The organism is Methanococcoides mangrovi, assembly GCF_052057775.1.
Classification (GTDB): Archaea; Halobacteriota; Methanosarcinia; order Methanosarcinales; family Methanosarcinaceae; genus Methanococcoides.
This window is the reverse complement of sequence record NZ_CP195121.1, coordinates 771,437-795,426: the sequence shown is the minus strand read 5'-3', so window position 1 is coordinate 795,426 and position 23,990 is coordinate 771,437. Positions and strand designations below refer to the sequence as shown.

Sequence of the window (23,990 nt, the reverse complement as noted above, 5' to 3'; positions counted from 1 at the left end):
CAAATGATCGAAAAAATCCAGCAGATCAGGACAAAAGCTTTGAAATGTTCATCTGAAATACAGAAATACGATTCTGTATATGTGGTATCACATATCGATGCTGACGGCCTTACATCAGCAGGCATAATCGGAAAAGCCCTTGAGAGAGCAGGCATCGAACACACAATCCATTTTGTCAAGCAGCTCGATGAGATAGAAATAGAGGCTATTGCCAATGAGAACCCGGAGCTTGCCATATTCACAGATCTGGGAAGCGGGATGATAGAAAGCCTCAACTCACACGGCATTAATTCAGTAATATCTGACCACCATCAGCCAAGGGGAGAACTGGAACATCACCTGAACCCCCACCTTTTCGGGTTCAATGGATCATACGAGCTCAGCGGCTCCGGAATGACATATATGCTTGCAAATGCCCTGGGTGACAACCGCGACCTTGCAGATCTTGCAATAGTCGGAGCCATAGGAGACCTCCAGCATTTGAAAAAGGGACATCTCACAGGCATCAACCGCCACATACTCGAAGAAGGCACAAAGGTAGGAAACCTGCATTACGAGAAGGACATAATGCTCTTTGGAAAGCAGACCCGACCAGTCTTCAAACTTCTTCAGTTCGCATCCGACCCGTACCTGCCGGGACTTACCGGAAATGAGGATGCGTGTATAGAGTTCCTCCACGACCTTGGAATACGATTCAGCAAGGACGAACGCTGGAGGAGATGGATAGACCTTGAGCAGGATGACAAGCAGAAGATCGTCTCGGCACTGATACAATATTCCCTGCGCTCAGGCCTGCCGCCCTACAAGATCGAAAGGCTCATCGGGGAGGTCTACATCCTCATGAATGAAAAGGAAGGTACGGAAATGAGAGATGCGTCCGAATATTCCACCCTACTTAATGCCACAGCACGCTATGGACATGCAGATATCGGCCTTGCAGTCTGCATGGGCGACCGTGACCAGGCATACGAATCCGCCCGTCAGCTATTAACCGAGCACAGGCAGAACCTTGTTAACGGCCTGATGTTCGTCAAGGAGAACGGGATCACCGAAATGAAAAACCTCCAGTACTTCGATGCAGGCTCCAATATAATGGAAACAATTGTCGGCATCATTGCGGGAATGAGCACGTCGGTAGCAGGGAACAGGTCCCTTCCAATAATAGCATTTGCGGATGCAAAGGATGGTGTCAAGGTCTCAGCTCGTGGCACACAGGACCTGATCAGGAAAGGCCTGAACCTTTCGGAAGCTATGGCGATCACAACTGCAGAGGTAGGCGGAGCAGGCGGTGGGCATGATATCGCAGCAGGTGCAACCATACCATATGACGTAAAAGAAAAGTTCCTTCAGAGACTGGACAGTGTAATAGGAGAACAATTGCGCAAAAAATGATCAGAGGAAGTCATCGATGTGCTTCAGCTCATTGATGTCTATCAAGGCTGACATTGCACTTGTGCGCACTTCAAATCCCTGCTCTTTTGCCATTGCCATGGGGTTGGTACCGCCAATGACAACAACGCCCAAGTGATCCCTTTCCACAGGAACATCAAGTACACGGGAATTTGGCTCCCCCACCTCCATTATACCACTGATGCCTGCATCAAGCATATCCGAAAGTATATGGTCGATATCATCCCTTGCGATCAGCGGTGCTTCACGAAGATTGGCAAGGATCTTGCCTGAACCTGTCCTCAGCATCTGGGTCACTGAAGTGATATCCTGAGACATCAATACTTCCAGAGGATCAATGGTCGTGCTTACATAGGTAACAACATCCGTGAACCTCACAGGATGACCGTTCTTGATCTGAACAACTCCCCCAAGCTTTGGATTGATCATCACACCGCCTTTTAGAAGGACACCGTCAATAGTGATACTGCAAACCGTTGCGAGACCCACATCACCCTTAGATACCTTGAAATTCCCTATGGAATTTCCACCTTCAATAATCTTGAGGAAAGGACTGACGGACAGACCGTTTCGCATAACGAGTGAATAAATATCCAGAACAGGACCAAGGTCCTCCTCCTTAACCAGAGAAACGTTAACAATAACCTCGCCTTCCATTGCGACCGGATCGAATGTGGTCCTGAACATCAGGTCTTCGATACGTGATGATGTGAACTGGACACGATGTGGTTTTTTGATCATGGGAGCACCTTGTCGTTTCCATAGAATAGGGAAATTACCCTATTATAGTTTTGTGTATGAAGATACTCCCACCATATTATAGATAGTTATGCTCAGATAGTCAGAATGCTCTCGAACACACCTACAAAATCCTGTGGCTCTTTCAGAAAACGCAGCTTTTCGGGATCGTTTATGAGTTCGTACATATCCCTGCCACATTCAAGACCGAATTCCGGAATATCCAGAGGTGTTATGTACCTCAGCTCAGGAAGGTCCTCATAGCGGTGATTCTTAACAAAACCCGTGTCCAGCAGATAATATGCACCGCCTTCCATATCCCTGAAAGGTGCATAACTGGAACCAAAATCACAGCATACCCAGTTAGCCATCTTCAGAGTCTCATCTGATGCATTGATGGTCACATGTCCATAATCCGGAGGAATGAGTGCAATATCCCCCGGTCCGGCCTTGATAACAACAACGTCGATAATGTCATCGACTTTATGTTTCTGCAAAAGGTAGGTCGCCTCGCCTTCAAGGACCTGATATACCTCAGGATAGGAAAGATCCTGCCCCGGAACATTAGGATGATAGTGCCCTGCGGTCTTAATGAACTCACAGCCAAGCATCCCGGGAGGAATCACTGTTATGTCATAACGCAGGTGCTGCTTGTTAATGCTCTTGAGTTCAGCCTCAGACATGGAAAGATGCCTGAACATATAGTAAAGTTCGAAATCTTCGACAGAATCGAACCATTCCCTGTCAGAGATGACCTCTTTCATGTCATGGAGCATCCTTACATCAGGATCCCTTACAACTCCCCCAAATTCGATATTATAAGTCATATTTAATACCCTCACTTAAACGAACGTCTTGCCGATCCCCATCGGCCAATAATTGATTATAAGTATAGACGTACAACCCTAACATAAGCATACTACGTATTAAATTTAACTCATTGAAATAATAAAATTGAGATTGAAGAATATCAGAACTCATACCAATTCCTAAAACAACAAGCTTAAAAGTAAAAGAGGGACTATAAAGAGGGACATGGAGAGGGATATAAGAATACTGCATACTGCTGATACACATATAGGATACAGACAATACCATAGTGAAGTGCGCAGACAGGATTTCATTGATGCCTTTTCCAGCGTTGTTGACGATGCTGTCGAGATGAAGATGGATGCTGTGGTACATGCAGGAGACCTTTTTGATTCAAGGAACCCAACACTCGAGGATATCCTTGACACCATTAACATACTCTCAAAATTAAAGCTGCGAAACATCCCTTTCCTGTCAGTCGTGGGAAACCATGAGAGCAAGCAACATACACAATGGCTGGACCTTTTCGAGAGCATGGGACTTGCCATAAGGCTCGGATCGAAACCTTACAGGATAGAAGATATTGCCATCTACGGAATAGACAACGTTCCAAGATCAAAGATACAGCTTTTTGATTATTCAAAGTTCACAGATGAGGACTCCGCACAGTACAACATACTGGTGATGCACCAACTGATGCTACCATTCCCTTTCGGGGAGTGGGACTGTGAGGATGTTATAAGGGAACTCCCCTTCGACGTACATGCCATACTCCTTGGTGATTACCACAGAAATGAGAAGATACGGGTAGACCGGACATGGGTCACATATTGCGGAAGTACAGAACGCAACAGCGCATCTGAAACCGATGCACGCACATACAACATTGTTACGATAAATGACAACGGGATCGACATAGGCAGACGAAATATCCCCACAAGGGATTTCCTGTTCATACCTGTGGAGCTAAGGGACAGGGACAGCGCCTATGAAATGATCATCAATACGATCAGGGAACATCAGGTATCTGACAAAGTGGTCTTTGTAGACATCTATGGCAATCCGGAAGCCAACATATCCTACAATGAGATAGAAGAGTTGCTTGCAGGGAGCAATGCACTTGTAACACGAATACGGGATCTGAGGCACGGCGAAGAAGTGAAAGAGGACATGCCACTGGAAGTCTCTTTTTCTGACCCTGACGAAGCGGTCAAAAGAGAGATCTCAAAAATGACGCTTACAAGCGGTGGTATAATGATCGATGAGATCGTCAGGGACCCGGCCGTCCCGAAGACAAAGGTGGACCTTGAGGCTGAAACACGAATTGGGAACCTGCTTTCCGGAATTGATTTCATGAGACCTGAGACATACATGGCCAGGAAAGAAGAACAAACGGAAGATAGGACCAAAATCGAAGGTCTTGCCGATGAAAAGGAGGAGGAACTGGGTGAAAGTGAGCTCAGTATCGCAGAACCTTCTGGCGAATATAGTGTGACCAGCGAGACCGAAAAAAGTGAGACCTCGGAGTATGTTGCGGACCAGGAAGGAACCGGAACAACGCCAGCAGAAGAAGATGTGGAAAAAACAGAGGTATCGGGACCAAATGAGAACCATCCTCCGGAAAAAAAGAAAGTTGAAAGTCCAAAAGCAAAACAGTACAATCTGGGGGACTACCTGTGAAACTGAAAAGGCTGCGTGTTGAGAACATCAGGAGCTACGAGAACCTGGATATCCGGTTCAATGACGGGGTCACAGTTGTGTCCGGTGTGAACGGAAGTGGCAAATCCAGTCTGCTGGAAGCATGCTTTACAGGACTGTTCGGCAGCCGCACCCTATCGAAGGATTTCGTGCTCTCTGACCTGATAAGAAAGGGTGCCACAAAGGCATCAATAATGGTCGATTTTGAGAGCAATGGCCATGGATACAGCATCGAGCAGGGATACAAAGTAAATCCGAAGACCGGGAATGCATCCAATAACAAATCGGTATTCACTGTCGACGGACAGATCATGGTCGACCAGGCGGTCCAGACCTATGAAGCTGTCAAGGCACTCATGAAGATGGATGAGGAAGCCTACAAGAACTGTGTTTACATCCGCCAGGGAGAGATCGATGTCCTTATCAATGCAAAAACAAAGGACAGGCAGCGCATGATCGATGACCTGCTCCAGATAGGCAAGCTGGAAGAATACAGGGAACGTGCAGGCAATGCAAGAAAAGGGGTTGGAAGACACCAGAGGGAAACAGATGCACGCATAAAGGACAATGTCGCGGACATCGAACGTATCGAGAGTTCGAACCCATACCATGCCCTCAATAATGTCAGGACCGAGATGAACGGGACCGGCAAAGACATTTCCGACCTGGAGGAAAAGAAAGAGCGTGCTAGGGAGATCGTATCATCCATTGAGGAGAAGATCAACAAATACACAGGCACCCTGGAGCAAAAAACCAGCATCGATGCGGAAGTACGGGACTTCAGGTCAAAGATCACTGCCACATACAATGAAATAGAAAAGGCCAGAAGCCTTGTGAGCTCAGGGAGGCAGGAGATCCAAAAACTTCAAATTGCAAATGCAAGGCTATGTGCACAGATAAATGTCCCTGATGATGCGGATATTGAGGTATATGTCACATCCATAGAAAAGGAAGAGTCAACTTCCAGGGATGTGGTAAGCACCATTGTGAAAAAACGGGAGCTTGCAAAGGGTAATGAGAGAGCCCAGAACGAATTCCTGCTTAACCTGAACGAACAATTGAAGAACAATTCAGATGCGATCCGGAGCAGGGAAGCTAAGACCAAAAGTATCACAGATGATATAGGGAAACTTGCATCCGAGATCAGGAAACTGGAAGATGCGAACAGGGAAAAGGCAGAAGAAGCTTCAAGGATCGGATTCCCTGATGATAAGCTTGAGAACATAGATGATATTGCAGAACTGCTTAGCATGAAGCAAAAGCAGCTCCACGGAAAAGAGAGAGAAAGGGCTGCCACTCTTGCGGAACTCGAAAAAAGGATACAGAAAGCTAAAGAACTTCTGGAAAAAGGATTATGCCCCACATGCGGACAGGACCTTAAAGGCTCCAGGATATGCGAGGAGACAAACGAGGACAAGGACCAAAAGGCAACCCTTCTAGTTGAATTGCAGAACATCCGTTCCGAGCAGGCCGACCTGGATACGAAAACAGAGCGTGTGAGAAATGCAAAAGAGATCGAAAAAAAGATCGAAGAGAACAAACACCAGATACAGATCAAGACCCGGGAGATCAACAGTCACGAGAAACTGATCGAAGAGAATTGGCTGGCCATAAAAGAAGGGAAAGAAAAGGAAGAATCCCTTAAAGAGCAGATCAACGAGGTCGGCAGAAAGATACTGAAGGTCAAAGAGGATATCGAGACACTGGAAAAAGAAGAGAATGATGCGACCATTTCACACAAGACCATAACGGACAGGCTCGAAACAGTAAAAAGGATCAGAACGAACCGCCTTGGGATCGAGAAGATGCAGAACGAGATCCAGCGATCACAGGACGGGATAGATAACGGGATCGAGAAGATCGGGCTGTTCGAGGAGCAGATAAGGGACAGAAAGAAACGTCTTGAGGAACTTGACAAGGAACTCGGGGACGTGGATATCGACAAGCTCAGGAGTGACAGGTCAAAATATGAAAGTGCCCACAAAGGCATCATATCGAGGCTGGAGGAACTTAATCTAAGGAAAAACGAGCTCCATAAACAGATCGGGCTCATCGAAGGCGAGATCAGAAGACTTAATGAGCTTAAGGAGAAGCACAAGATGCTTTCCAATAAGAAGGAGTTCCTGGAAGCCGTCTACAAGGATGCGGAAGAGCTTGAGACCATGTACATGCGCCTCCGTGCCGAACTGCGTGCAAAGAACATTGATGCATTAGACAGGCTGCTCAATGAGATCTTCTCGTTCATGTACACCAACAATGCATATTCACACATCAGCCTTGATCAGGACTACAACCTGACGATCTATGAGAAGGACGGCACACCCCTGGAACCAAAACTGCTGAGCGGCGGCGAGAGGGCAATATTCAACCTTGTACTCAGATGTGCCATCTATCGCCTGCTTTCCCATTCACCAGGAACCACAGGCAGTGTGGAGCTACCACCACTGATCCTGGACGAGCCTACCGTTTTCCTTGACAGGGGACACATCCACCAGCTGATAAAGCTCATTGACATGATGAGGGACATAGGCGTAGGCCAGATCCTGATCGTATCCCATGATGAATCACTGATAGATTCTGCAGATCATGTGTTCGTGGTTGAGAAAGACCCGATAACAAATAGTTCATCCATTGCTGCAAAATGAGTATCTGGAGGAAATTCACGACCATAAGATATATTATAGTTTTTATCCTTATTATTGAGCAGGCTAATGGTTTGATCGTAAGGGAAAGAGAGGTTTGTGAGGTATTGAATGGGCTCCGAGAACAGGGACTTTGTTATAGAAAGGCTTGAACGAAAACTGGCTGAGAAGGAAGAAGAAATAGAGATCATCAGCTCCAAGCTTCATGATTCTATTGTGAAGGAGCTTCGCAAGGAGATGAAGAGTGACCTCGACATCAATAATCGTCTTGTAAAGATCGAACAGAAGGTCCAGGAGATATCAAGCAATCTGAGTGGCATAATGGAGGAGCTGCTTGACCAGAAATCCCAGCTCAGATCATTAAGCAGACCCGCTCCGAAAACAGAGCAGAATCCTTTTGAAACAATATCGATACAAAATCCATTTAACTCACCTGCACAAAAGACCGAAGAGATCCCAGTAACTACTAACAAAGGCAACCTTGCAGACACGCTTTTTGGACAGAAAAAAGCAGAACCAGCTGCAAGGCCTCTAATGGGATTTACCGATTCACCGTTGCCGGAAATGAAGGAACCGATCAGGGAGACGACTTCAACACCACAATGGAGCAAACTTGTAGACCCGAAAGAGGTCAATATGGAGATAAGGGACATAAGCCACCCGGAACCCATACAGGAGACTGCAAGAAACATAGCTACCGAATACATAGTAGCGGAGGGAGGTGATGTGCCTGCAAACAGCAATTATCCTACTCCCAGGGGAGATGAATGCGAGTATATCATTGCAGAGGAAGGAAGCCCTTCACGCACCCTCTCAGAATCAGAATATGAGACCGTGGAAGACCGAAATGATGAAGATACTGTCATCACAACTACCCGCAGGAAATCCTTTTAAGTCGATGGAAGAGGAATCAAGTGTACATCAAAGAGATCGAATTTCTGAACTTCAAGTCTTTTGGGAAAAAAGTCAAAATACCATTCTTTGATGATTTTACCACCATATCAGGACCTAACGGAAGCGGAAAATCAAATATCATCGACGGGATACTTTTTGTGCTGGGACTTTCCAGCTCACGTACCCTGAGGGCTGAAAAACTTACAGACCTCATCTACAATGGCGACAAGGCAAAGAAACCTGATTTTGCACAGGTTACGATACGGTTCGATAATTCCGATCGGGAAATGCCTGTGGACGAGGATGAAGTGGTGATCAGCAGGAAGATCAGGGAAACTGACAGCGGGTACTACAGTTATTTCTATTTCAATGGAAAGGCCGTCAGCCTTACCGACATCCACAATCATCTTGCAAAGGCACGTGTGACCCCTGAAGGCTACAATGTAGTAATGCAGGGTGACGTTACCCGCATAATTACCATGACAGCAGGGGAGCGGCGCAAGATAATCGATGAGATCGCCGGTGTTGCCGAATTTGACAATAAGAGAGACAGGGCCCTGAACGAGCTGGAGATCGTGAGAGAGCGTATCGAAAGGGCTGATATACTCATAGAAGAGGTTGAAAAGCAACTGGAGAAGCTCAAGGTAGAGCGCGACCAGGCTGTAAAATACCAGAGCCTCAAACAGGAGAAAATGAAGTTCGAGGGCTTCGTCCTGCTTGCAAAGCTCAAAGATGCAAGGGTCGAGCTTGAGAACGTTGGCAAGGACATTGTTGCAAAGGAAGAAGTCAGGAAGGAGCTCAGGAAGTCCCTTGACCAGAAGCAGGAAAAGCTGGAAGTACTTGAAGATGAGCTCAGGGACCTTACCTCCGAGATCCAGAGGATGGGAGAGGACGAGCAGATACAGATCAAGAAGGACATCGAGGGGATAAAGGGAGATATCTCAAGATGTGTCAACAGCATCGAACTGGCAGATAACGAGATCGAGGACATCGATTCCAGACGCAAGAAAGCATTCCTCGACATCGAGCAGACGAAGAACAGGGTCAATGAGATCGATGAGAAACTCTCTGAAGAATCCCTCCGCAAGGACAGTATCTTTTCCGAGCTTTCAGAAAGAAAGACAGAGAGGATGATCCTGCAAAGCAGGATAGCGGATGTTGATGAGAAGTTCGCCCAGACCAGAGATGAGCTCACCTCGTTCAAGAACGAGCTGGAAACTGTCAGGAACGACAAGAGCGAGCTCATGCGACAGGAGGACAGGCTGCTGGACTCCCTGAGGAGAAGGTCCGCAGAGGTCAGGGATATCGAGAACGAGATAGATGATGCAAAGGCAAAAGCAGAATCTTCAGGCAGTGATACGAAGTCAGCACAGTATGAGATAGAGAAACATACCGAGCAGATAAACTCCCTCACAAAGGACCTCGATGACCTTGAGAGCAATCGCTTCCAGATCAAGACCGTGGTAACAGACCTTGAGGCCACACTTCGCAAACAGCAGCAGGACTATGCAATGCTGGAAGCACGCGTCCGGGCCGCAGAGGACACCAGCAATTATTCTAAAGCAGTTGACATGATCATCGCCGAGAAGAAGCATCACGGCCTTCCCGGCATATACGGTACCATCGCCGAACTCGGTAGCGTTGACCAGAAATATTCCACAGCTCTTGGAGTTGCAGCAGGCGGACGCATGCAGGCCATCGTGGTTGAGACCGACGAGGACGCATCACGCGGCATCCAGTTCCTGAAACAACAGAGAGGAGGACGTGCGACCTTCCTGCCGCTTAACAAGATGGAAGCAAGAAGACCATATAAGGACCTCTCTGACCGCAAAGGCGTCATTGGCTATGCGATCGACCTCATCGACTTCGACCCCAGGTTCGAGGCCGCATACTGGTATGTTTTCAGGGACACACTTATCGTTGACACCCTTGAGAACGCACGTCGGCTCATTGGCGGACTCCGTATGGTCACACTAGAAGGAGAGGTCATTGAAAAGAGCGGTGCAATGACCGGAGGGTCCATGCAAAAGAGCTCCGGACTCTCATTTGCAGCCTCTGAAAAAGACAAGCTCATAAAGATCGCGGAAAAGATCACCGAATTCGAGTCGCGACGCAATACTGCGATCAAAAAGCTGGATGCTGTGGAAGGACATATTTCCGACATCAATCGTGAGATCCACGAACTGGAAAAGGAGATCTCAAAGAAGGAAATGATCTTCGAGGAGATCGGAAGCAGGGCAGAGCGCCTCACCCAGCTTATCGAGGCAAAGAGCATCGAGCTGGCCGATATTGAAGAACAGCGCACAAAGCTCCGTGAGGAAATGGAGCTTGTAGTTTCACAGAAGAACGAGAAGGAAGAGAGAGCTGCAAAACTTGAAGAGAAGATCACATCCATTGAGGAGAAGCTTTCCGAATCGGAGATCCCTGAACTCAACAAGCAGGCCGAGCGCATCGATGAAGAGATGCGAAGGCTTGACGGACGTATCCGTGACATTGAAGCTGATATCAATGCCCTGAACCTTGACCGCGAGTATGCATCCTCAAAGATAGAGGACAGCCGCCAGCTCATCAGAGAGATGGAAGAGAAGAGATCAACCCATCGCGAACGTGTGGATTCCCTCAAAGCAAAGATAACCGAACTGGAAGTTACCCTTAAGAACAAAGAGCATCGTGAGAAGGAGCTTGCGGAAGAGCTCAGGGACATGCAGCAAAAGCGTGCACTCAAGCAGACAGAGTACAATGCTGCGGAAAAGGACATTATGGCCACCAGGTCAAGGCTTGACGATGCTGACAAGGCCATGATGGCACTGGAAGCCACTCAAAAGGCCCTTTCAGAACAGACAGAGGAGCTTAAGGAAGAGCTTGAGAGGCGCGGCATAGAAGAGACCGAGGATGTGCCGAACTATGAAACGGTCAGCACAAGGATAGCATCCATAGAGAAAGCAATGGAGAAGCTTGAACCTGTGAACATGAGGGCAATTGATGAATACGATGAAGTGGACGCGAGGGTCGTGGACCTTAAGACCAGAAGGGCCATCCTGTTCAATGAAAGGGAACAGATCCTGGACCGTATCGACCAGTACGAGACACTGAAAAAGGATGCGTTCATGGAAACCTTCAACGGCATCAATGAGCCTTTCAAGGAGATCTTCAACGAGCTTTCAGACGGTACCGGAGAGCTTGTACTTGATGATTATGAGGAACCTTTCAACGGGGGACTTACACTGCGCGCACAGCCTAAGGAGAAGACCCTCCAGCGCCTTGAAGCGATGTCCGGAGGAGAAAAGAGTCTTACTGCCCTTGCTTTCGTCTTCGCGATCCAGCAATACCGCCCGGCACCGTTCTATGCATTTGACGAAATAGATATGTTCCTTGACGGTTCGAATGCTGACAGGGTCGCCCAACGTGTGAAGAAAGCCGGCACAAAGGCACAGTTCATTGTAGTATCCCTGCGTAAACCAATGATAGAAGCAGCTGAGCGCACCATTGGTGTCACGATGCAGGAGAACAATATCACTAACATTACGGGTGTGAAATTACGGTAAGCGATCTTTCTGAAGTGATCGGGGAAAACGAAAACAACATCCAGGAAATTATAACAGACCGCGTTAGCTCTGTAGACCCGGAATTCCTGGAAACGCTTCGCGTCCTGGGAGTGGACGAATCACTGGTAGAGTTCTCGGATGATGTGCTCTGCGAGCCTGTGGAGATATTTGTCAATCTTGCAAAGAACGGCGACATAAACCCATGGGATATCGATATTGTGCAGGTCACGGACAAGTTCCTTGCATATATCGAAGAAATGAAGATGATGGACCTGAGGATATCAGGGAGAACACTTTTGTATGCAGCCATTCTCCTGAGGATGAAATCCACAGGTATCGTGCAGGAAGAAGAGGAAGAGGTAGAGGAATTCTTTGACGATGAGATGGATTTCTATGAGGTGGAGGAATATCCGGTCCCTAAACTCCCGATCCGCCGTACCGCAACCCGCCCGGTGACCCTTCAGGAACTTATTACCGAACTTAAGAAGGCAGAAAGGGTCGAAACACGCAGGAAGGACAGAAGGATACGCCGCCGCATTGAGATAATGGACAGGGCCACCACCGATGACGTACTCGGTATCGCGCACGAGGAGGATATCAGAGGTAGGGTGGACAAACTTCATCAGTACCTTGAAGAGCTTTTCAGGGACAGGAAAGAAGTAATGTTCTCTGACCTGATCGAGAGCACGACCAGCCATTCTGAAAAAGTGATGACATACATCTCATTGCTGTTCCTTGCATCTGAAAAAAGGGTATGGCTGTCACAGGAAGAACTATTCGGTGAACTGTATGTCCATCCCGCCTGCGAAGCCGAATGATATATTCAAAGAGGAAGGATATGAAAGATAAGGAGATCATTGAAGCCGTTCTTTTTGCGGCAGGCGGGGCTGTTGACATCCAGACATTTGCAAAGGTGGTCAGCAAACCGGTAAAGGCCATAAAGCCTGTCATTCAGGAGCTCATGGAAGAGTATTCTACAAGAGAGTCGGGGATGGAGATCATCGACCTTGACGGACGATATGTGATGCAGGTCAAGCCGAAATATACAGACCTTGTGAGCCCGGTCGCTCCAAAGGAGCTCAGAGCACCGATCCTTCGTACGCTCTCCATGATAGCCTATCACCAGCCTGTGGTCCAGTCAGACCTTGTGGACATGAGAGGTAATTCCGTATACGACCACATACGTGAGCTTAAGGAAAGAGGTTTCATCGAGGCCGTCCCCCATGGAAGAACAAAACTTCTCCAGACAACATCCCTTTTTGCAGATTATTTCGGACTCAAGTCCAACGATCCGGAATCCATTAAGAAGAAGATAGTGGAGCTTTCCCGCCAGCAGGGAGGAAGCGAAGGGCTTGACAGGTGGCTTGGAAGAAGGTTCGTGGGATTCACACCCATGTATAGTTCACTTGCCGATCTTTGCGGGATCAAGGACTATAAGATCATCAACGCCTACGATCCGACAGAGGAAGAACTGGAAAGTCTTGCTGACATATTCAAGATGGTCATCTCAAAAGGATATCAAGAGAAGGTTAGCAGGAACTATGACGGAGAGATCATTGAGGTCAGTTCTACAACATTCGGCGACATAATCGATGCTATAAAGGCACTTGAAAGTGTTTCAGACCCGGACAGGGCAAATGAAAGCATTGAACTCATCGAAGACCTCAGGGAAAGATATGTGTCAAAGGCACTGGTGATCAGCAAGAAGGTCAGGCCTGCAACAGATATGATCGCACGTATCGTCAGCGACCTCAGGCTAGGGGTTTCAACCGAAGGCTATGTGATAGCCCCTGATTATGGCACATCCAGTGAAGGAGTGAACATATCGGAAGGTGCCGATATCCTTGTGCCGACCCACTCAAAGGTCGAAGGCGATATTGTGGACAGGGTCTGCAAAAAATACGATGCCATCATTGATGGGCTGAAAAAGCTTGAAAAATGACCGTTTTTATAAAGATTATTTAAATACATATATAAATAGAAGGGTATAAGTATATATACTGTATTGCTAAATATACCCATCCTTAAATACCGAGAGTCAAAGATCATGACGGAATATAACATCAAGATAGAGAACGTGGTTGCTTCAACCAAACTTGCTGAAGAATTCGACCTAACAAAGATAGAAGCGGAATTCGAAGGCGCAGAATACAACAAGCAGAAGTTCCCTGGACTTGTGTATCGCGTTTCCGATCCAAAGGCCGCATTCCTTGTATTCACATCAGGAAAAGTGGTATGTACCGGTGCAAAGAACGTTGAGGACGTACACACTGTGATCGGAGACATGGCAAAGAAGCTCAATGGTATTGGTATCGAGACAATTGCTGACCCGGAGATCACCGTGCAGAACATTGTCGCTTCAGCTGACCTTAAAGCAGTGCTCAATCTTAATGCAATTGCCATCGGACTTGGTCTTGAGAACATTGAATATGAGCCTGAGCAGTTCCCGGGACTTGTTTACAGGATCGATGAGCCAAAAGTTGTCGTACTGATCTTCAGTTCCGGAAAACTTGTGGTCACTGGTGGAAAGTCACCTGAGAACTGCGAGGAAGGTGTTGAGGTCGTAAGACAGCAGCTTGACAATATGGGACTTTTGTAAATGGATATTCAGGCCCCTCTGGATAAAAACGATGTTTGCATCCTCATTCCAACCCTGAATGAGGAAGCAACCATAAAACAGCTTATTGAGGATTTCCAGGCGGAAGGCTTTGAGAATATCCTGGTCATCGATGGCCATAGCCATGATAATACAAGGCAGCTTGCTGAGGAAAGTGGTGCAAAGGTCGTCGTTCAGGAAGGAAAAGGCAAAGGTCAGGCGGTCCAGGAAGCTTTTCAGCTTATCGGGGACCCCTATACCGTCATGATAGACGGCGATGGAACATACCTTGCAAGCGATATTTATACTGTTCTGGGACCTATCATCGAAGGGCGTGCTGACCAGACCATCGGCAACCGATTCGCAAACTACGAGCCGGATGCATTTACCAGGTTGAACCTGACGGGGAACAAGATCCTTAACAAACTTTTCGGCCTGGCATACGGCGTCTGGCTGGAGGATATCCTTACAGGATATCGCGGTTTCAACAAGAGATCGATCAAAGGGCTCAACCTTAACGAGATGGGATTTGAGATCGAGACCGAGATCACTGTTGAGAGCGTAAAGCATGAGATGAAGATCGAAGTGGTGCCCATCACATACGTTGCAAGACATTCGTCTGCAGATACCAAGCTCAACCCGATGACGGACGGATTCAAGATCGGAAAGACCATCTTCAGGATGGCAAGACTGCACAACCCGATGTTCTACTTCGGGATCTTCGGTACGTTACTGACACTATCGGGTATCGGAGTCGGCCTTTATGTAGTCAATGAATGGTTAAGCGGAATTACCCGCATACCAATGACGATACTTACAGCCTTATTGATACTAACAGGCATACAGATGTTTATTTTTGGAATGCTGAGCGACCTTATAGTATCATTGCACAGGGAAACCATGCGCACTTTGCGCAAGAACAACGAGCGCTAAATTCCCAGAAATAACTTTTTTCCACCTTCCTGGATAACAGTATATTCCATCCGGGAAATAACATTGAAATTATACAATGCAAGTAAACTTTCCTTTACCTTCTGGCAAATAAAACAGAGTTGCCTATTTGAGATGATACAAAAAAGCAGACGATTGCATTAGACAGAAATAAAGTGTCCGGGAGATAAGGATTATTTGAATCGGAAAAGTCCTTTCAAAATGGAGGTTTTTCGGGGATGAGGATGTCTCAAATAGATTCAATTTTACTTTACATACTCTAAAGTTGATTTTTCGGCAATACTTAAATAAAATACCCCCTTCTTTAATCCAACTAATAACGAGGTTATAATCATGACAATCGTAGAAGATGCCAAAGCTGGCCAGATCACAGAAGAAATGAAAGTTGTCGCCCAGAACGAAGGTGTAGAACCAGAATTCATCAGGCGTGGAATCGCTGCAGGTAGGATCGTAATCCCAACCTCCCCATACAGGGACGTAAAGCTCTGCGGTATCGGTGAAGGTCTCAGGACAAAGGTCAACGCATCAATCGGTGCTTCCTCAGACATCATCGATGAGGAAATGGAAGTCGCAAAGGCAAAAGCTGCAGAAGCTGCTGGTGCAGACACACTCATGGAGCTCGGAACCGGTGGAGACTTCCTCGGCATCAGGAAGAAAGTCTGTGATGCGATCTCACTTTCCGTTGGATCAGTACCACTGTACCAGGCATTCATCACCGCTGCAAAGAGAGACGGTTCAATCGTCCACATGACAGAAGATGACCTCTGGAACGCAACAGAAGAGCAGGCAAAGCTCGGTACAAACTTCATGGCCATCCACACAGGTATCAACAACATCGTCCTCGACAGGCTTAAAGCACACGGACGTTACGGTGGTCTCTGTTCCCGTGGCGGTGCTTTCATGACAACATGGATGCTCCACAACGAGAAGGAAAACCCACTTTACTCTGACTTCGACTACCTTTGTGAGATCCTCAAGGAACACGAAGTTGTCCTCTCCACAGGTAACGGAATGCGCGCAGGTGCGATCCACGATGCTACCGACAGGGCACAGATCCAGGAGCTCATCATCAACTCCGAGTGCGCACAGAAAGCACACGACAAGTACGGTCTTCAGGTAATCGTCGAAGGTCCAGGTCACGTACCACTCGATGAGGTCGAGATGAACGTCAAGCTCATGAAGTCAATGAGCGGTCGCAAGCCATTCTACATGCTCGGTCCACTCGTTACAGATATCGGTGCAGGTCGCGACCACATCGTTACCGCGATCGGTGCAGCAACATCCGCATCAGTAGGCTGTGACTTCCTCTGCTACGTAACCCCTGCAGAACACCTTGCACTTCCAAACCTCGAGGATGTAATCGAAGGTGTCAAGACATCCAGGATCGCAGCACACGTCGGTGACATGGTCAAGCTCGGAAAGAGAGACGAGGACCTCGCAATGGCAAGGGCACGCAGAGACCTTGACTGGGGAAAGGTTTTCGAGTATTCACTCGACCCAGAACTCGCAAGGAAGGTCAGGACAGAAAGGGCATCTGCAGATGAAGACGCATGCACAATGTGCGGTGACTTCTGCGCTCTTAAGATCGTCAACCAGAACTACGATCTTGCAAAGTAATGCCACTGGCATTACTTTAAATTCTTTTTTTCTACAAGATATCAGAATCTTCTTCTCAAGGCGGAGAACTGCCTTAATATTACAATCAACAGGATCATTGCATAGCTTCAGCTATCTCAAAAAGGATTCTTTTCAGATTAAATGAAGGGAGTGCAGAAAGCAACAGCTATACCACAATAAAGATCTCAGAAGAAGAGGGAACAAAATAAACGAGTCACCATTCCATATAAGAATGGTGCTAAAAGACCGAACTGAAAAACCTACCTGAAGACAGGATCAGTAAGGGGTCTTAGTTACGTATGAAAGGTCGATCTTTGAAACATCGGATTTCTGGACAAGAAGAATGGATTTTCCATAGTCCGGGTTCATATAATCGAAGATCAGCCAGGTGATCTCATCCTCTACAACTTCACGGCAATTTGTGATGTTATCATACCATATGATAGATGATGATGCACCGTCAAGCAAGTAGATATAACCTGACAGCTCGTGCCCCTCAGGCACGTTTTTAATCATTTCAAGGATTGAATTAATCATTTTAGTAACACCCATTTTAAGAAAACCTGAACGTATAAAATGATTTTGGTGAAAATCATTACGAATACGACATCGGCCTTAACTTTTTTAAATTATCTGCATTTCCAAAAACAGCACAAAGATGCTGACCCCATTATTTGGAAGCATTGGTACTAAATGAACGGGGCAATCATATAAAGTTATCGATTATCGACCCGTCAAATTCGGATTTTACAGACCTGACAGAAACCCTTAAATTCAAATTTACCATAAAACCGTTAGGAGACACATTAATGAAAAAAGCAATCATTGAGACAAACAAAGGTGATATCGTCCTGGAACTTTTCGAAAAGGAGGCACCAAAGACAGTTGCAAACTTTGAAAAGCTCATTAAACAGGGATTTTACAATGGACTTACATTCCACAGAGTAATACCAAACTTTGTCATCCAGGGAGGATGCCCTAAAGGGAATGGTACCGGAGGCCCCGGATACACCATCAAGTGCGAGATAAATCCCAGAAAGCACACAACAGGAGCACTTTCCATGGCACACGCCGGAAAGAATACCGGCGGAAGCCAGTTCTTCATCACACATTCACCACAGCCACACCTTGACGGCGTACACACAGTCTTTGGAAAGGTCATTGAGGGAATGGACGTCGTCAACAAGATCAAGCAGGACGATGTCATGATCAGGCTAAAAGTGGAAGAGGAGTGAACAATACTCCATTTTCCATCTTATAGCTAACAGAGGGAAACATGGAACCAATAAGAGCGCTGGTCGCAGCATGCGGATATGTATATCCGGTCATGAGAAAACTAGCCCTGCTATTGGTCCTTACCCTAATTTTAGTTTTAATAATTAAGTCTGTGATGTAACATGGATCAAAAGACACTAAACAAGGTCAGGGTCGCAGGAATTGTCGTTAACTGGATCGAAGAGCTCGCGCCAAAAATGTACCCTTATGTCGAATTCATAAAGAATGAAGACGAAAGTGAGGGGAAGTACAGGATAGCAGAACTCAAAGGAGAAGGACTGGAAATACACGAGATAATGCAAAGGAAATACCTGAAATGGTATGACTGCGTTCTTGAAATGCTTCAGGAATATTATCCGGAAAAGGTTGAGGAGTTCACAGCAGCATATGAAAATATCCTGCCATATGTGACCCTTGATCACAAACCAAAGCTTGCGAACAGCTGCAAAATGCAGTTCGAATTCTTCAAGTACCTGACTGCCCAGAAGACAATACTCTCACACCTGTTCGCAAGGATGTCCACCATGGAGATCACAGAAAGTGAACCTGAAGATAACAAAATTATTGATATTGAAAGCGCTCCCGCGGAAGTTCCACCGGAAATGAAGGGGGCGATTTTTGAACAGGCAATAAAACCGGTTCTTGATGAAGAGATACGCAAAATAATGGATATACTGACACACGATGAGCGCACAACTACCGAGATCGAGGATCTTTTAGGAGAAATGGCATCCTGTGATCCATCGGATGTTGAAACAGTAAATTCCGGATATGAAAGCCTTAAGAATCTCTGTAAGGACAATGAGTTCTGCAAAGAGAACATAAAGAAACTGGAACCGATATTCAACATAATAAGCAGGCTATAAGGCCTGCTTTACTATTATGTAGCATACATTAGTATGCACCCTATTCAAATAGTATATTGGCATCTGAAGAGCACATAAGGGGGAGGGGAAAGCAAATGAAGATCATAAAATGCAGGGATCTGGGGTTCAATTGCGATTTCATCACAACAGGTTCTGCATCTGAAACCGGTGATGTGAAACAGAAAATAATGGATCACATAATCGAAAAACACATGCATGAAAAGGACATGTCTGAAGAGGACATTCAGGACATAGCCTCACGCATCGATGTCCTGCTGAGCAGGGGTTGTGGCTGCGGAGCACTTTAAGCAAAGCCCCGCATAAGCTTGTTCAATGATATCATAACTTGCAGTTCTTGCAGTTGGAAAGGCCACAGATCTTATTCTCGAACTTCCATTCCAGACCCCATTGCTTGATGGACTGGATGATCTCCATGAACTCCATTCCGCTTTTGGTCAGGGAATAAGTGTATATTGCGGGGTCCTTCGAATCGTCAAGCGTCCTTTTTACAAGACCATCTTCCTCAAGTTCCTTGAGCCTTACAGACAGGGTCTTCGGAGTAATGGTCTGCAACTTCTTCTTAAGTTCATTGAACCTTTTTTCCTCGTTGTTACCTTTGTAAAGCTCCAGCAGTATGCATAAAGTCCATCTTTTGCCTATAATATCGATCGTTTTGTAGATGGTACAATCCTTCATAGTATCAAGGAAGAAACTGCCATTATATATAGAAGTATCCCAAATATACTTAATAACAAACAGCAACAAATTTTAGAGGAGAGGACTAAATGACAAAAGATCTACTTGAAAAGGGAGCAATCATTCAGAGAGACCAGGAGACATTCGCTATCGCACCTCACATCGCCGGAGGTATTGCGTCACCAGATCTCCTCAGAAAGATTGCAGACGTATCCGAGAAATACGGTGCAGCTGCCATCAAAGTAACATCCGCACAGAGACTTGCCATAGTGGGACTAAAAGAGGAAGATCTGGACAACGTCTGGAAAGAGCTCGATATGAAACCTGCAGCTGCCATCGGACTCTGTGTCAGGAGCGTAAAGATCTGTCCGGGAACAACATTCTGTAAACGCGGACAGCAGGACTCCGTGGGACTTGGGCTCAAGCTCGATGAGATATACCATGGAATGGAACTGCCATCAAAGCTCAAGATCGGTGTATCAGGGTGTATGAACTCCTGTGCTGAGAGCGCCATCAAGGACATTGGTATCATGGGCACACCAAAAGGATTCACCGTCATGGTCGGAGGAAGTGCCGGACTCAAGCCACGTCTTGCAGATGTCATTGCAGAGGAACTTGATGAGGAAGAAGTTCTCGACCTTGTTGATAAGATCATCACATACTACAAGACGCACACAAAGAAACACAGGCTCGGAAGGGTCATTGATGAGATCGGACTTGAGACCTTCAAGAAAGAAGTCGGACTCTGAGCAAACATACTACTACGACTGTCGGGGTTTTCCAAAGACCCCGACCATCCCCACGAATTGCTTACGAACACAACTTACAGGGTGATCGGACAAGGACCCTGCTTATTTTCCTTATCGATGAGAGGAAGCTATGCGTATCAGTTTTTACTATACCGGAGAGTTCGGAAGGAAAGTCATAGGCAATGTGGTGAACTCAAGCACTTTCTGCACATCCTGCGGAGAGCTTTGCGACCATTGCAGGGAGAAGAAGAGGTCATACGCGGACAGCGTCGTCGATATATACGAGTTCCCTGCCGACCTGCCACAGTTCATAGAAGAACCGGAGGAATACCTCCCGGAACATATGGGTGACTGTGACCTGCTGATAGTCATGGACCTGCATCCTGACATCCTGTCGACACTCCCGAAGATGGTGGAGATGTGCGGTGCAAAGGCCGTGATCGCACCCATAGAGGTCCCCAAACTTGCACCAGCAGGACTTGTCCAGCAAATAAAGGAAACCCTTGAAGCCAAAGGTATCGACTGTGAGTTCCCGAAACCGTTCTGCTCACTGGTAAAAACTGGAAAGCCACTTATCGACGAATTCGTTGACATGGGATTTGGCAGGCCGTTGCTGACCATAGAAGTGGACAAGGAGAGGAACATTTTCACACATGCAAAGGTCCTCAGGGACGCCCCATGCGGGTCAACATGGTATGTAGCCAAGAAGCTTGGATGGTCGGACATCAATATCTACAAGGAGACCGTGTCCGGGGCGCACCACGCATACCCTTGTACAGCGAGCATGGACAAAGACCCGCAACTTCAGGACACCATCCTGCATGAGGCCGGATACATAATCAGGAAGAGCGTTGAAGAGGCAGCTCACATCAATAAGAAAGAAGTTTCTGCTGAAGATGAAAAATGAGGTGAGAACATTACTGAAGAAAAGCCTGTGAAAATAGCAGTCCTCAGATGTGATATAGTATCCGAGGCCTGCCCGGGAACAGGATGCTTTAAGGCTTTCAATGAAAGGAGAGTAAAGTTCACCGACTATGATGGTAATGCACAGATGATCGCATTCTTCACATGCGGAGGATGTTCGGGAAGGCGTGTGTTCCGCCTGGTGCGTTCCCTGCAGAAAAGCGGAGTGGACGTTATCCACCTGAGCTCATGCATGCAGATGAAGAACTATCCCGAATGCCCGCATATTGATACGATCAGGAAAACGATAGAGAATGCAGGCATAAAGATCGTTGAGGGAACACATCACTGATAGCAGGTAATAAAAATAAGGAGAAATCACAATGGTCAAACGAATGATAGTCAAGATCGACGAGGAGAAGTGTACAGGCTGCGGACAGTGTGTCTCACCCTGTGCCGAGGGAGCAATACAGATAATCGACGGCAAGGCAAAGGTCGTTTCCGAAGACCTCTGTGACGGCATGGGGTTCTGTATAGGCGTCTGTCCGGAAGGTGCCATCACCATCGAAGAGAGACAGACCGTTGAGTTCAATGCTGAAAAGGCAGAAGCACAGCCAAAGAGCACGGACATATCCATCAGGTGCTTCAGCTGCGGTGCCGGAGAGGATGAAAGGTACCTCCTGCCCATCAGGCACAAGATGGAGAGCCTCTGGGTCTGTACACGCTGCCTGCCACAGCTCATCCATGGGTGAAGCAAATTGATAGAACTTGAACTCACCTCATTAGTGGATCACCTCTGTGATCACACTTTCAATTTCTACTGGCATGAGAAGGAACTTGAACCGGATTCTGTGATCCCTTCCCAGAAAGGGACTGAATATACATATCGCCAGCTTGTGGACGAACTGAAGAGAGGAGAAGATATTCACATAAAGGGTAGTGTCGGTTCAAGGTTCGCATATAGCCTCGGGGTTGACCTTGCACACTTTGGCGGAACAGGAAAGACCGAAAACGCGGGACGCATCTTTGTGGAAGGGAACATCGGGCCTGAGGCAGGCATGGCTATGTCAGCAGGCACACTTTACCTTACAGGAGATATTGAAGAACCACTGGGAAACATTATTGAGGTCGAGTCGGATGAGGAAGGATACAGGAAGTTCATATCCATCACGGAACTGCTCTGTGGCAGCAGATCTGCAGCCCCCCTCAAAAATTCGTTCGATGCAGGAAGCAGGAAACTTGTACTGAACGATGGGATCCTTCGAGGGACCCTTGCATCAAGATGCAATTGCGATGCAGAGATCCTTGTGGAAGGAGATGTTTACAATGGAACCGGCCTTCTTATGGAAAAAGGCACTATCACAGTCAAAGGTGATTCGGGACTCAATACAGGAGCGCACCTCAACGGCGGCAATGTTGTTGTGGAAGGCATCGTAGGTGAGTTCGCAGGTGCTTACATGAAAGCCGGCTTCCTGCTGTTCAATGATGCAAAAGGTTATGCCGGTGCAGGCATGCTTGGCGGCACCATCTATTGCAGAAAGAAGATCCCACCGGCCCCCCCTGCCGAAAAGAAGAGGATGGGTGGAAGTGATAGCTCGAACGTTCGAAGGCTCACCGGAGCCGGACGTGTTGAAGCCATGCTCTACAACAAGTACGAGGCAGGCGAGGAGAAGGCACAGTATATCAAGGTGAAAATGAGGGATGGATCCATTGTTATGCGGAAGGTTGACTGATCGACAGGACAACCACTGGCACCGCCAAATGCTTTCCTTACACAACATATATAAGATGTAACATTGTATCCTGATACAATTAGATATACCAAAAAAAGGTTGGATACACTTGACCACTGAGAGAACTGAAGATTACCTGAAGGCTATTGACACCATTATTGAGAAAAAAGGATACTCACAGGTAAAGGACATCGCAAAATATCTGAATGTCAGCCCCTCCAGTGTGACCGGGATGTTCAAGAAGCTAACCAAAGAAGGGTATATCAATTACGAGAAATATGGCGGAGTTACCCTCACTTCTGAAGGAAAGAAGCTTGCAAGAAGCACAAAGGAGAAGTACAGTGTACTGCACGATTTCCTTATCCTGCTTGGAGTTGATGAGGTGACGGCTGATGACGATGCATGCAAAATGGAGCATGCGGTGACACCTGAAACGCTTGAGAAGCTCACAAAGTTCAGTGAATTCGTCAACTGCAAAGAAGAAATGCCTAAGTTTTTCCTCCATTTCAGAGAATTTTGTGAAAAAGGAGAGATCTCCGGCTGCAAAAAGAAGAACCAATCAGTTTCTTTGAACAAGAAAACCACAAACGCCTGCAAATGATGGAATTTAGTATCGCAACGGCAATGAAATGATAAGATTTATTTTTTAGAACTTACTCTTTTTTTCAGATCTGCCAGCTGCTTTGAAATGATGTTTCGTTTCAGGAAGGCATTTTTTATTACAGATCCATTAATAGCTCCATTCGTTGCCACATACTTCGATTTTATAATAAATTGTTTTTTAATTGGCACATATTGTTAGGTATACCAAAATTTATATACCCGTGTTAACTATACTCCAATAAATTAGGATAGCCTAAATGTTGG

The 23,990-nt window shown here is 46.7% G+C and carries 23 protein-coding genes; 19 read left to right on the top strand and 4 right to left on the bottom strand.

The genetic code is table 11. From position 1 onward, the window contains the following. Positions 1-3 precede the first annotated feature (3 nt). A complete protein-coding gene (locus tag ACR3I3_RS03960) occupies positions 4-1,392 on the top strand; it encodes a DHH family phosphoesterase (protein WP_440953270.1) in 1,389 nt (462 codons plus the stop codon). Here the strand turns inward: ACR3I3_RS03960 and ACR3I3_RS03955 are convergent, their stop codons facing one another. After that, positions 1,393-2,151, bottom strand: coding sequence for a DUF128 domain-containing protein (locus ACR3I3_RS03955; protein ID WP_440953269.1), 759 nt, complete (start codon positions 2,149-2,151; stop codon positions 1,393-1,395). It lies immediately after the preceding gene. Positions 2,152-2,243: 92 nt separating this feature from the next. After that, positions 2,244-2,975 (bottom strand): glucose-6-phosphate isomerase family protein, encoded by a 732-nt coding sequence (locus ACR3I3_RS03950; RefSeq protein ID WP_440953268.1) that lies wholly within the window; start codon positions 2,973-2,975, stop codon positions 2,244-2,246. 277 nt (positions 2,976-3,252) lie between these two features. Here ACR3I3_RS03950 and ACR3I3_RS03945 point away from each other — a divergent pair, with 277 nt between their 5' ends. The 9 genes from ACR3I3_RS03945 to thiC all read left to right on the top strand — a co-directional run bounded on the left by ACR3I3_RS03945 (position 3,253) and on the right by thiC (position 16,901). Next, entirely contained in the window at positions 3,253-4,638 is a 1,386-nt protein-coding gene (locus tag ACR3I3_RS03945) for a metallophosphoesterase (protein WP_440953267.1), read from the top strand. Further along, complete coding sequence (locus tag ACR3I3_RS03940) at positions 4,635-7,301, top strand: hypothetical protein (RefSeq protein WP_440953266.1); 2,667 nt, start codon at positions 4,635-4,637, stop codon at positions 7,299-7,301. The genes ACR3I3_RS03945 and ACR3I3_RS03940 overlap by 4 nt, the downstream gene beginning before the upstream one ends. A 108-nt stretch (positions 7,302-7,409) precedes the next feature. Further along, entirely contained in the window at positions 7,410-8,192 is a 783-nt protein-coding gene (locus ACR3I3_RS03935; protein WP_440953265.1) for a hypothetical protein, read from the top strand. A 20-nt stretch (positions 8,193-8,212) separates the two neighbouring features. Further along, on the top strand, positions 8,213-11,737 hold the full coding sequence (smc, locus tag ACR3I3_RS03930; protein WP_440953264.1) for a chromosome segregation protein SMC: 3,525 nt from the start codon (positions 8,213-8,215) through the stop codon (positions 11,735-11,737). A gap of 14 nt (positions 11,738-11,751) precedes the next feature. Beyond that, positions 11,752-12,555, top strand: a complete 804-nt coding sequence (locus ACR3I3_RS03925; RefSeq protein ID WP_440953263.1) for a segregation/condensation protein A — start codon at positions 11,752-11,754, stop codon at positions 12,553-12,555. Positions 12,556-12,575: 20 nt separating this feature from the next. Then, a complete protein-coding gene (gene scpB, locus ACR3I3_RS03920) occupies positions 12,576-13,679 on the top strand; it encodes an SMC-Scp complex subunit ScpB (RefSeq protein ID WP_440953262.1) in 1,104 nt (367 codons plus the stop codon). Between the two features lie 105 nt (positions 13,680-13,784). Next, positions 13,785-14,336, top strand: a complete 552-nt coding sequence (locus ACR3I3_RS03915; RefSeq protein ID WP_440953261.1) for a TATA-box-binding protein — start codon at positions 13,785-13,787, stop codon at positions 14,334-14,336. Then, positions 14,337-15,266, top strand: a complete 930-nt coding sequence (gene aglJ / locus ACR3I3_RS03910; RefSeq protein WP_440953260.1) for an S-layer glycoprotein N-glycosyltransferase AglJ — start codon at positions 14,337-14,339, stop codon at positions 15,264-15,266. A 351-nt stretch (positions 15,267-15,617) separates the two neighbouring features. After that, positions 15,618-16,901, top strand: a complete 1,284-nt coding sequence (gene thiC, locus ACR3I3_RS03905) for a phosphomethylpyrimidine synthase ThiC (RefSeq protein WP_440953259.1) — start codon at positions 15,618-15,620, stop codon at positions 16,899-16,901. 276 nt (positions 16,902-17,177) lie between these two features. On the opposite strand, the gene ACR3I3_RS03900 is transcribed toward thiC, so the two are convergent. After that, on the bottom strand, positions 17,178-17,438 hold the full coding sequence (locus tag ACR3I3_RS03900; RefSeq protein ID WP_440953258.1) for a hypothetical protein: 261 nt from the start codon (positions 17,436-17,438) through the stop codon (positions 17,178-17,180). 272 nt (positions 17,439-17,710) lie between these two features. Here ACR3I3_RS03900 and ACR3I3_RS03895 point away from each other — a divergent pair, with 272 nt between their 5' ends. The 3 genes from ACR3I3_RS03895 (at position 17,711) to ACR3I3_RS03885 (ending at position 19,350) form a co-directional block, all read left to right on the top strand. Next, positions 17,711-18,136: a peptidylprolyl isomerase gene (locus ACR3I3_RS03895; RefSeq protein WP_440953257.1), complete on the top strand. Its 426-nt coding sequence runs from the start codon at positions 17,711-17,713 to the stop codon at positions 18,134-18,136. Positions 18,137-18,298: 162 nt separating this feature from the next. Then, on the top strand, positions 18,299-19,042 hold the full coding sequence (locus tag ACR3I3_RS03890) for a hypothetical protein (RefSeq protein ID WP_440953256.1): 744 nt from the start codon (positions 18,299-18,301) through the stop codon (positions 19,040-19,042). Between the two features lie 95 nt (positions 19,043-19,137). After that, the gene (locus ACR3I3_RS03885; RefSeq protein ID WP_440953255.1) at positions 19,138-19,350 is read left to right on the top strand and encodes a DUF1059 domain-containing protein; all 213 of its coding nucleotides are present in this window, start codon (positions 19,138-19,140) and stop codon (positions 19,348-19,350) included. A gap of 31 nt (positions 19,351-19,381) precedes the next feature. Here the strand turns inward: ACR3I3_RS03885 and ACR3I3_RS03880 are convergent, their stop codons facing one another. Beyond that, positions 19,382-19,738, bottom strand: coding sequence for a winged helix-turn-helix transcriptional regulator (locus tag ACR3I3_RS03880; RefSeq protein WP_440953254.1), 357 nt, complete (start codon positions 19,736-19,738; stop codon positions 19,382-19,384). Between the two features lie 89 nt (positions 19,739-19,827). On the opposite strand from ACR3I3_RS03880, the gene ACR3I3_RS03875 reads away from it, so the two are divergent. From ACR3I3_RS03875 to ACR3I3_RS03850, 6 genes are all read left to right on the top strand, one after another. Beyond that, the gene (locus ACR3I3_RS03875) at positions 19,828-20,487 is read left to right on the top strand and encodes an NAD(P)/FAD-dependent oxidoreductase (protein WP_440953253.1); all 660 of its coding nucleotides are present in this window, start codon (positions 19,828-19,830) and stop codon (positions 20,485-20,487) included. 130 nt (positions 20,488-20,617) lie between these two features. Next, entirely contained in the window at positions 20,618-21,394 is a 777-nt protein-coding gene (locus ACR3I3_RS03870; protein WP_440953252.1) for a DUF166 domain-containing protein, read from the top strand. 9 nt (positions 21,395-21,403) lie between these two features. Beyond that, complete coding sequence (locus ACR3I3_RS03865) at positions 21,404-21,742, top strand: CGGC domain-containing protein (protein WP_440953742.1); 339 nt, start codon at positions 21,404-21,406, stop codon at positions 21,740-21,742. A gap of 31 nt (positions 21,743-21,773) precedes the next feature. Continuing rightward, positions 21,774-22,142, top strand: coding sequence for an ATP-binding protein (locus tag ACR3I3_RS03860; RefSeq protein WP_440953251.1), 369 nt, complete (start codon positions 21,774-21,776; stop codon positions 22,140-22,142). 6 nt (positions 22,143-22,148) lie between these two features. Continuing rightward, the gene (locus ACR3I3_RS03855; RefSeq protein ID WP_440953250.1) at positions 22,149-23,123 is read left to right on the top strand and encodes a formylmethanofuran dehydrogenase; all 975 of its coding nucleotides are present in this window, start codon (positions 22,149-22,151) and stop codon (positions 23,121-23,123) included. 109 nt (positions 23,124-23,232) lie between these two features. Next, positions 23,233-23,724: a metal-dependent transcriptional regulator gene (locus ACR3I3_RS03850; protein ID WP_440953249.1), complete on the top strand. Its 492-nt coding sequence runs from the start codon at positions 23,233-23,235 to the stop codon at positions 23,722-23,724. Positions 23,725-23,990 lie beyond the last annotated feature (266 nt).

Bases quoted from the DNA above. Each gene is read 5' to 3' on its own strand.
- ACR3I3_RS03880 (WP_440953254.1), bottom strand. From the start codon at position 19,738: ATGAAGGATTGTACCATCTACAAAACGATCGATATTATAGGCAAAAGA.
- thiC (WP_440953259.1), top strand. From the start codon at position 15,618: ATGACAATCGTAGAAGATGCCAAAGCTGGCCAGATCACAGAAGAAATG.
- ACR3I3_RS03890 (WP_440953256.1), top strand. From the start codon at position 18,299: ATGGATCAAAAGACACTAAACAAGGTCAGGGTCGCAGGAATTGTCGTT.
- ACR3I3_RS03915 (WP_440953261.1), top strand. From the start codon at position 13,785: ATGACGGAATATAACATCAAGATAGAGAACGTGGTTGCTTCAACCAAA.
- ACR3I3_RS03960 (WP_440953270.1), top strand. From the start codon at position 4: ATGATCGAAAAAATCCAGCAGATCAGGACAAAAGCTTTGAAATGTTCA.
- ACR3I3_RS03875 (WP_440953253.1), top strand. From the start codon at position 19,828: ATGACAAAAGATCTACTTGAAAAGGGAGCAATCATTCAGAGAGACCAG.
- ACR3I3_RS03935 (WP_440953265.1), top strand. From the start codon at position 7,410: ATGGGCTCCGAGAACAGGGACTTTGTTATAGAAAGGCTTGAACGAAAA.
- ACR3I3_RS03895 (WP_440953257.1), top strand. From the start codon at position 17,711: ATGAAAAAAGCAATCATTGAGACAAACAAAGGTGATATCGTCCTGGAA.
- aglJ (WP_440953260.1), top strand. From the start codon at position 14,337: ATGGATATTCAGGCCCCTCTGGATAAAAACGATGTTTGCATCCTCATT.
- ACR3I3_RS03885 (WP_440953255.1), top strand. From the start codon at position 19,138: ATGAAGATCATAAAATGCAGGGATCTGGGGTTCAATTGCGATTTCATC.
- ACR3I3_RS03860 (WP_440953251.1), top strand. From the start codon at position 21,774: ATGGTCAAACGAATGATAGTCAAGATCGACGAGGAGAAGTGTACAGGC.
- ACR3I3_RS03950 (WP_440953268.1), bottom strand. From the start codon at position 2,975: ATGACTTATAATATCGAATTTGGGGGAGTTGTAAGGGATCCTGATGTA.
- ACR3I3_RS03870 (WP_440953252.1), top strand. From the start codon at position 20,618: ATGCGTATCAGTTTTTACTATACCGGAGAGTTCGGAAGGAAAGTCATA.
- scpB (WP_440953262.1), top strand. From the start codon at position 12,576: ATGAAAGATAAGGAGATCATTGAAGCCGTTCTTTTTGCGGCAGGCGGG.
- ACR3I3_RS03900 (WP_440953258.1), bottom strand. From the start codon at position 17,438: ATGATTAATTCAATCCTTGAAATGATTAAAAACGTGCCTGAGGGGCAC.
- ACR3I3_RS03955 (WP_440953269.1), bottom strand. From the start codon at position 2,151: ATGATCAAAAAACCACATCGTGTCCAGTTCACATCATCACGTATCGAA.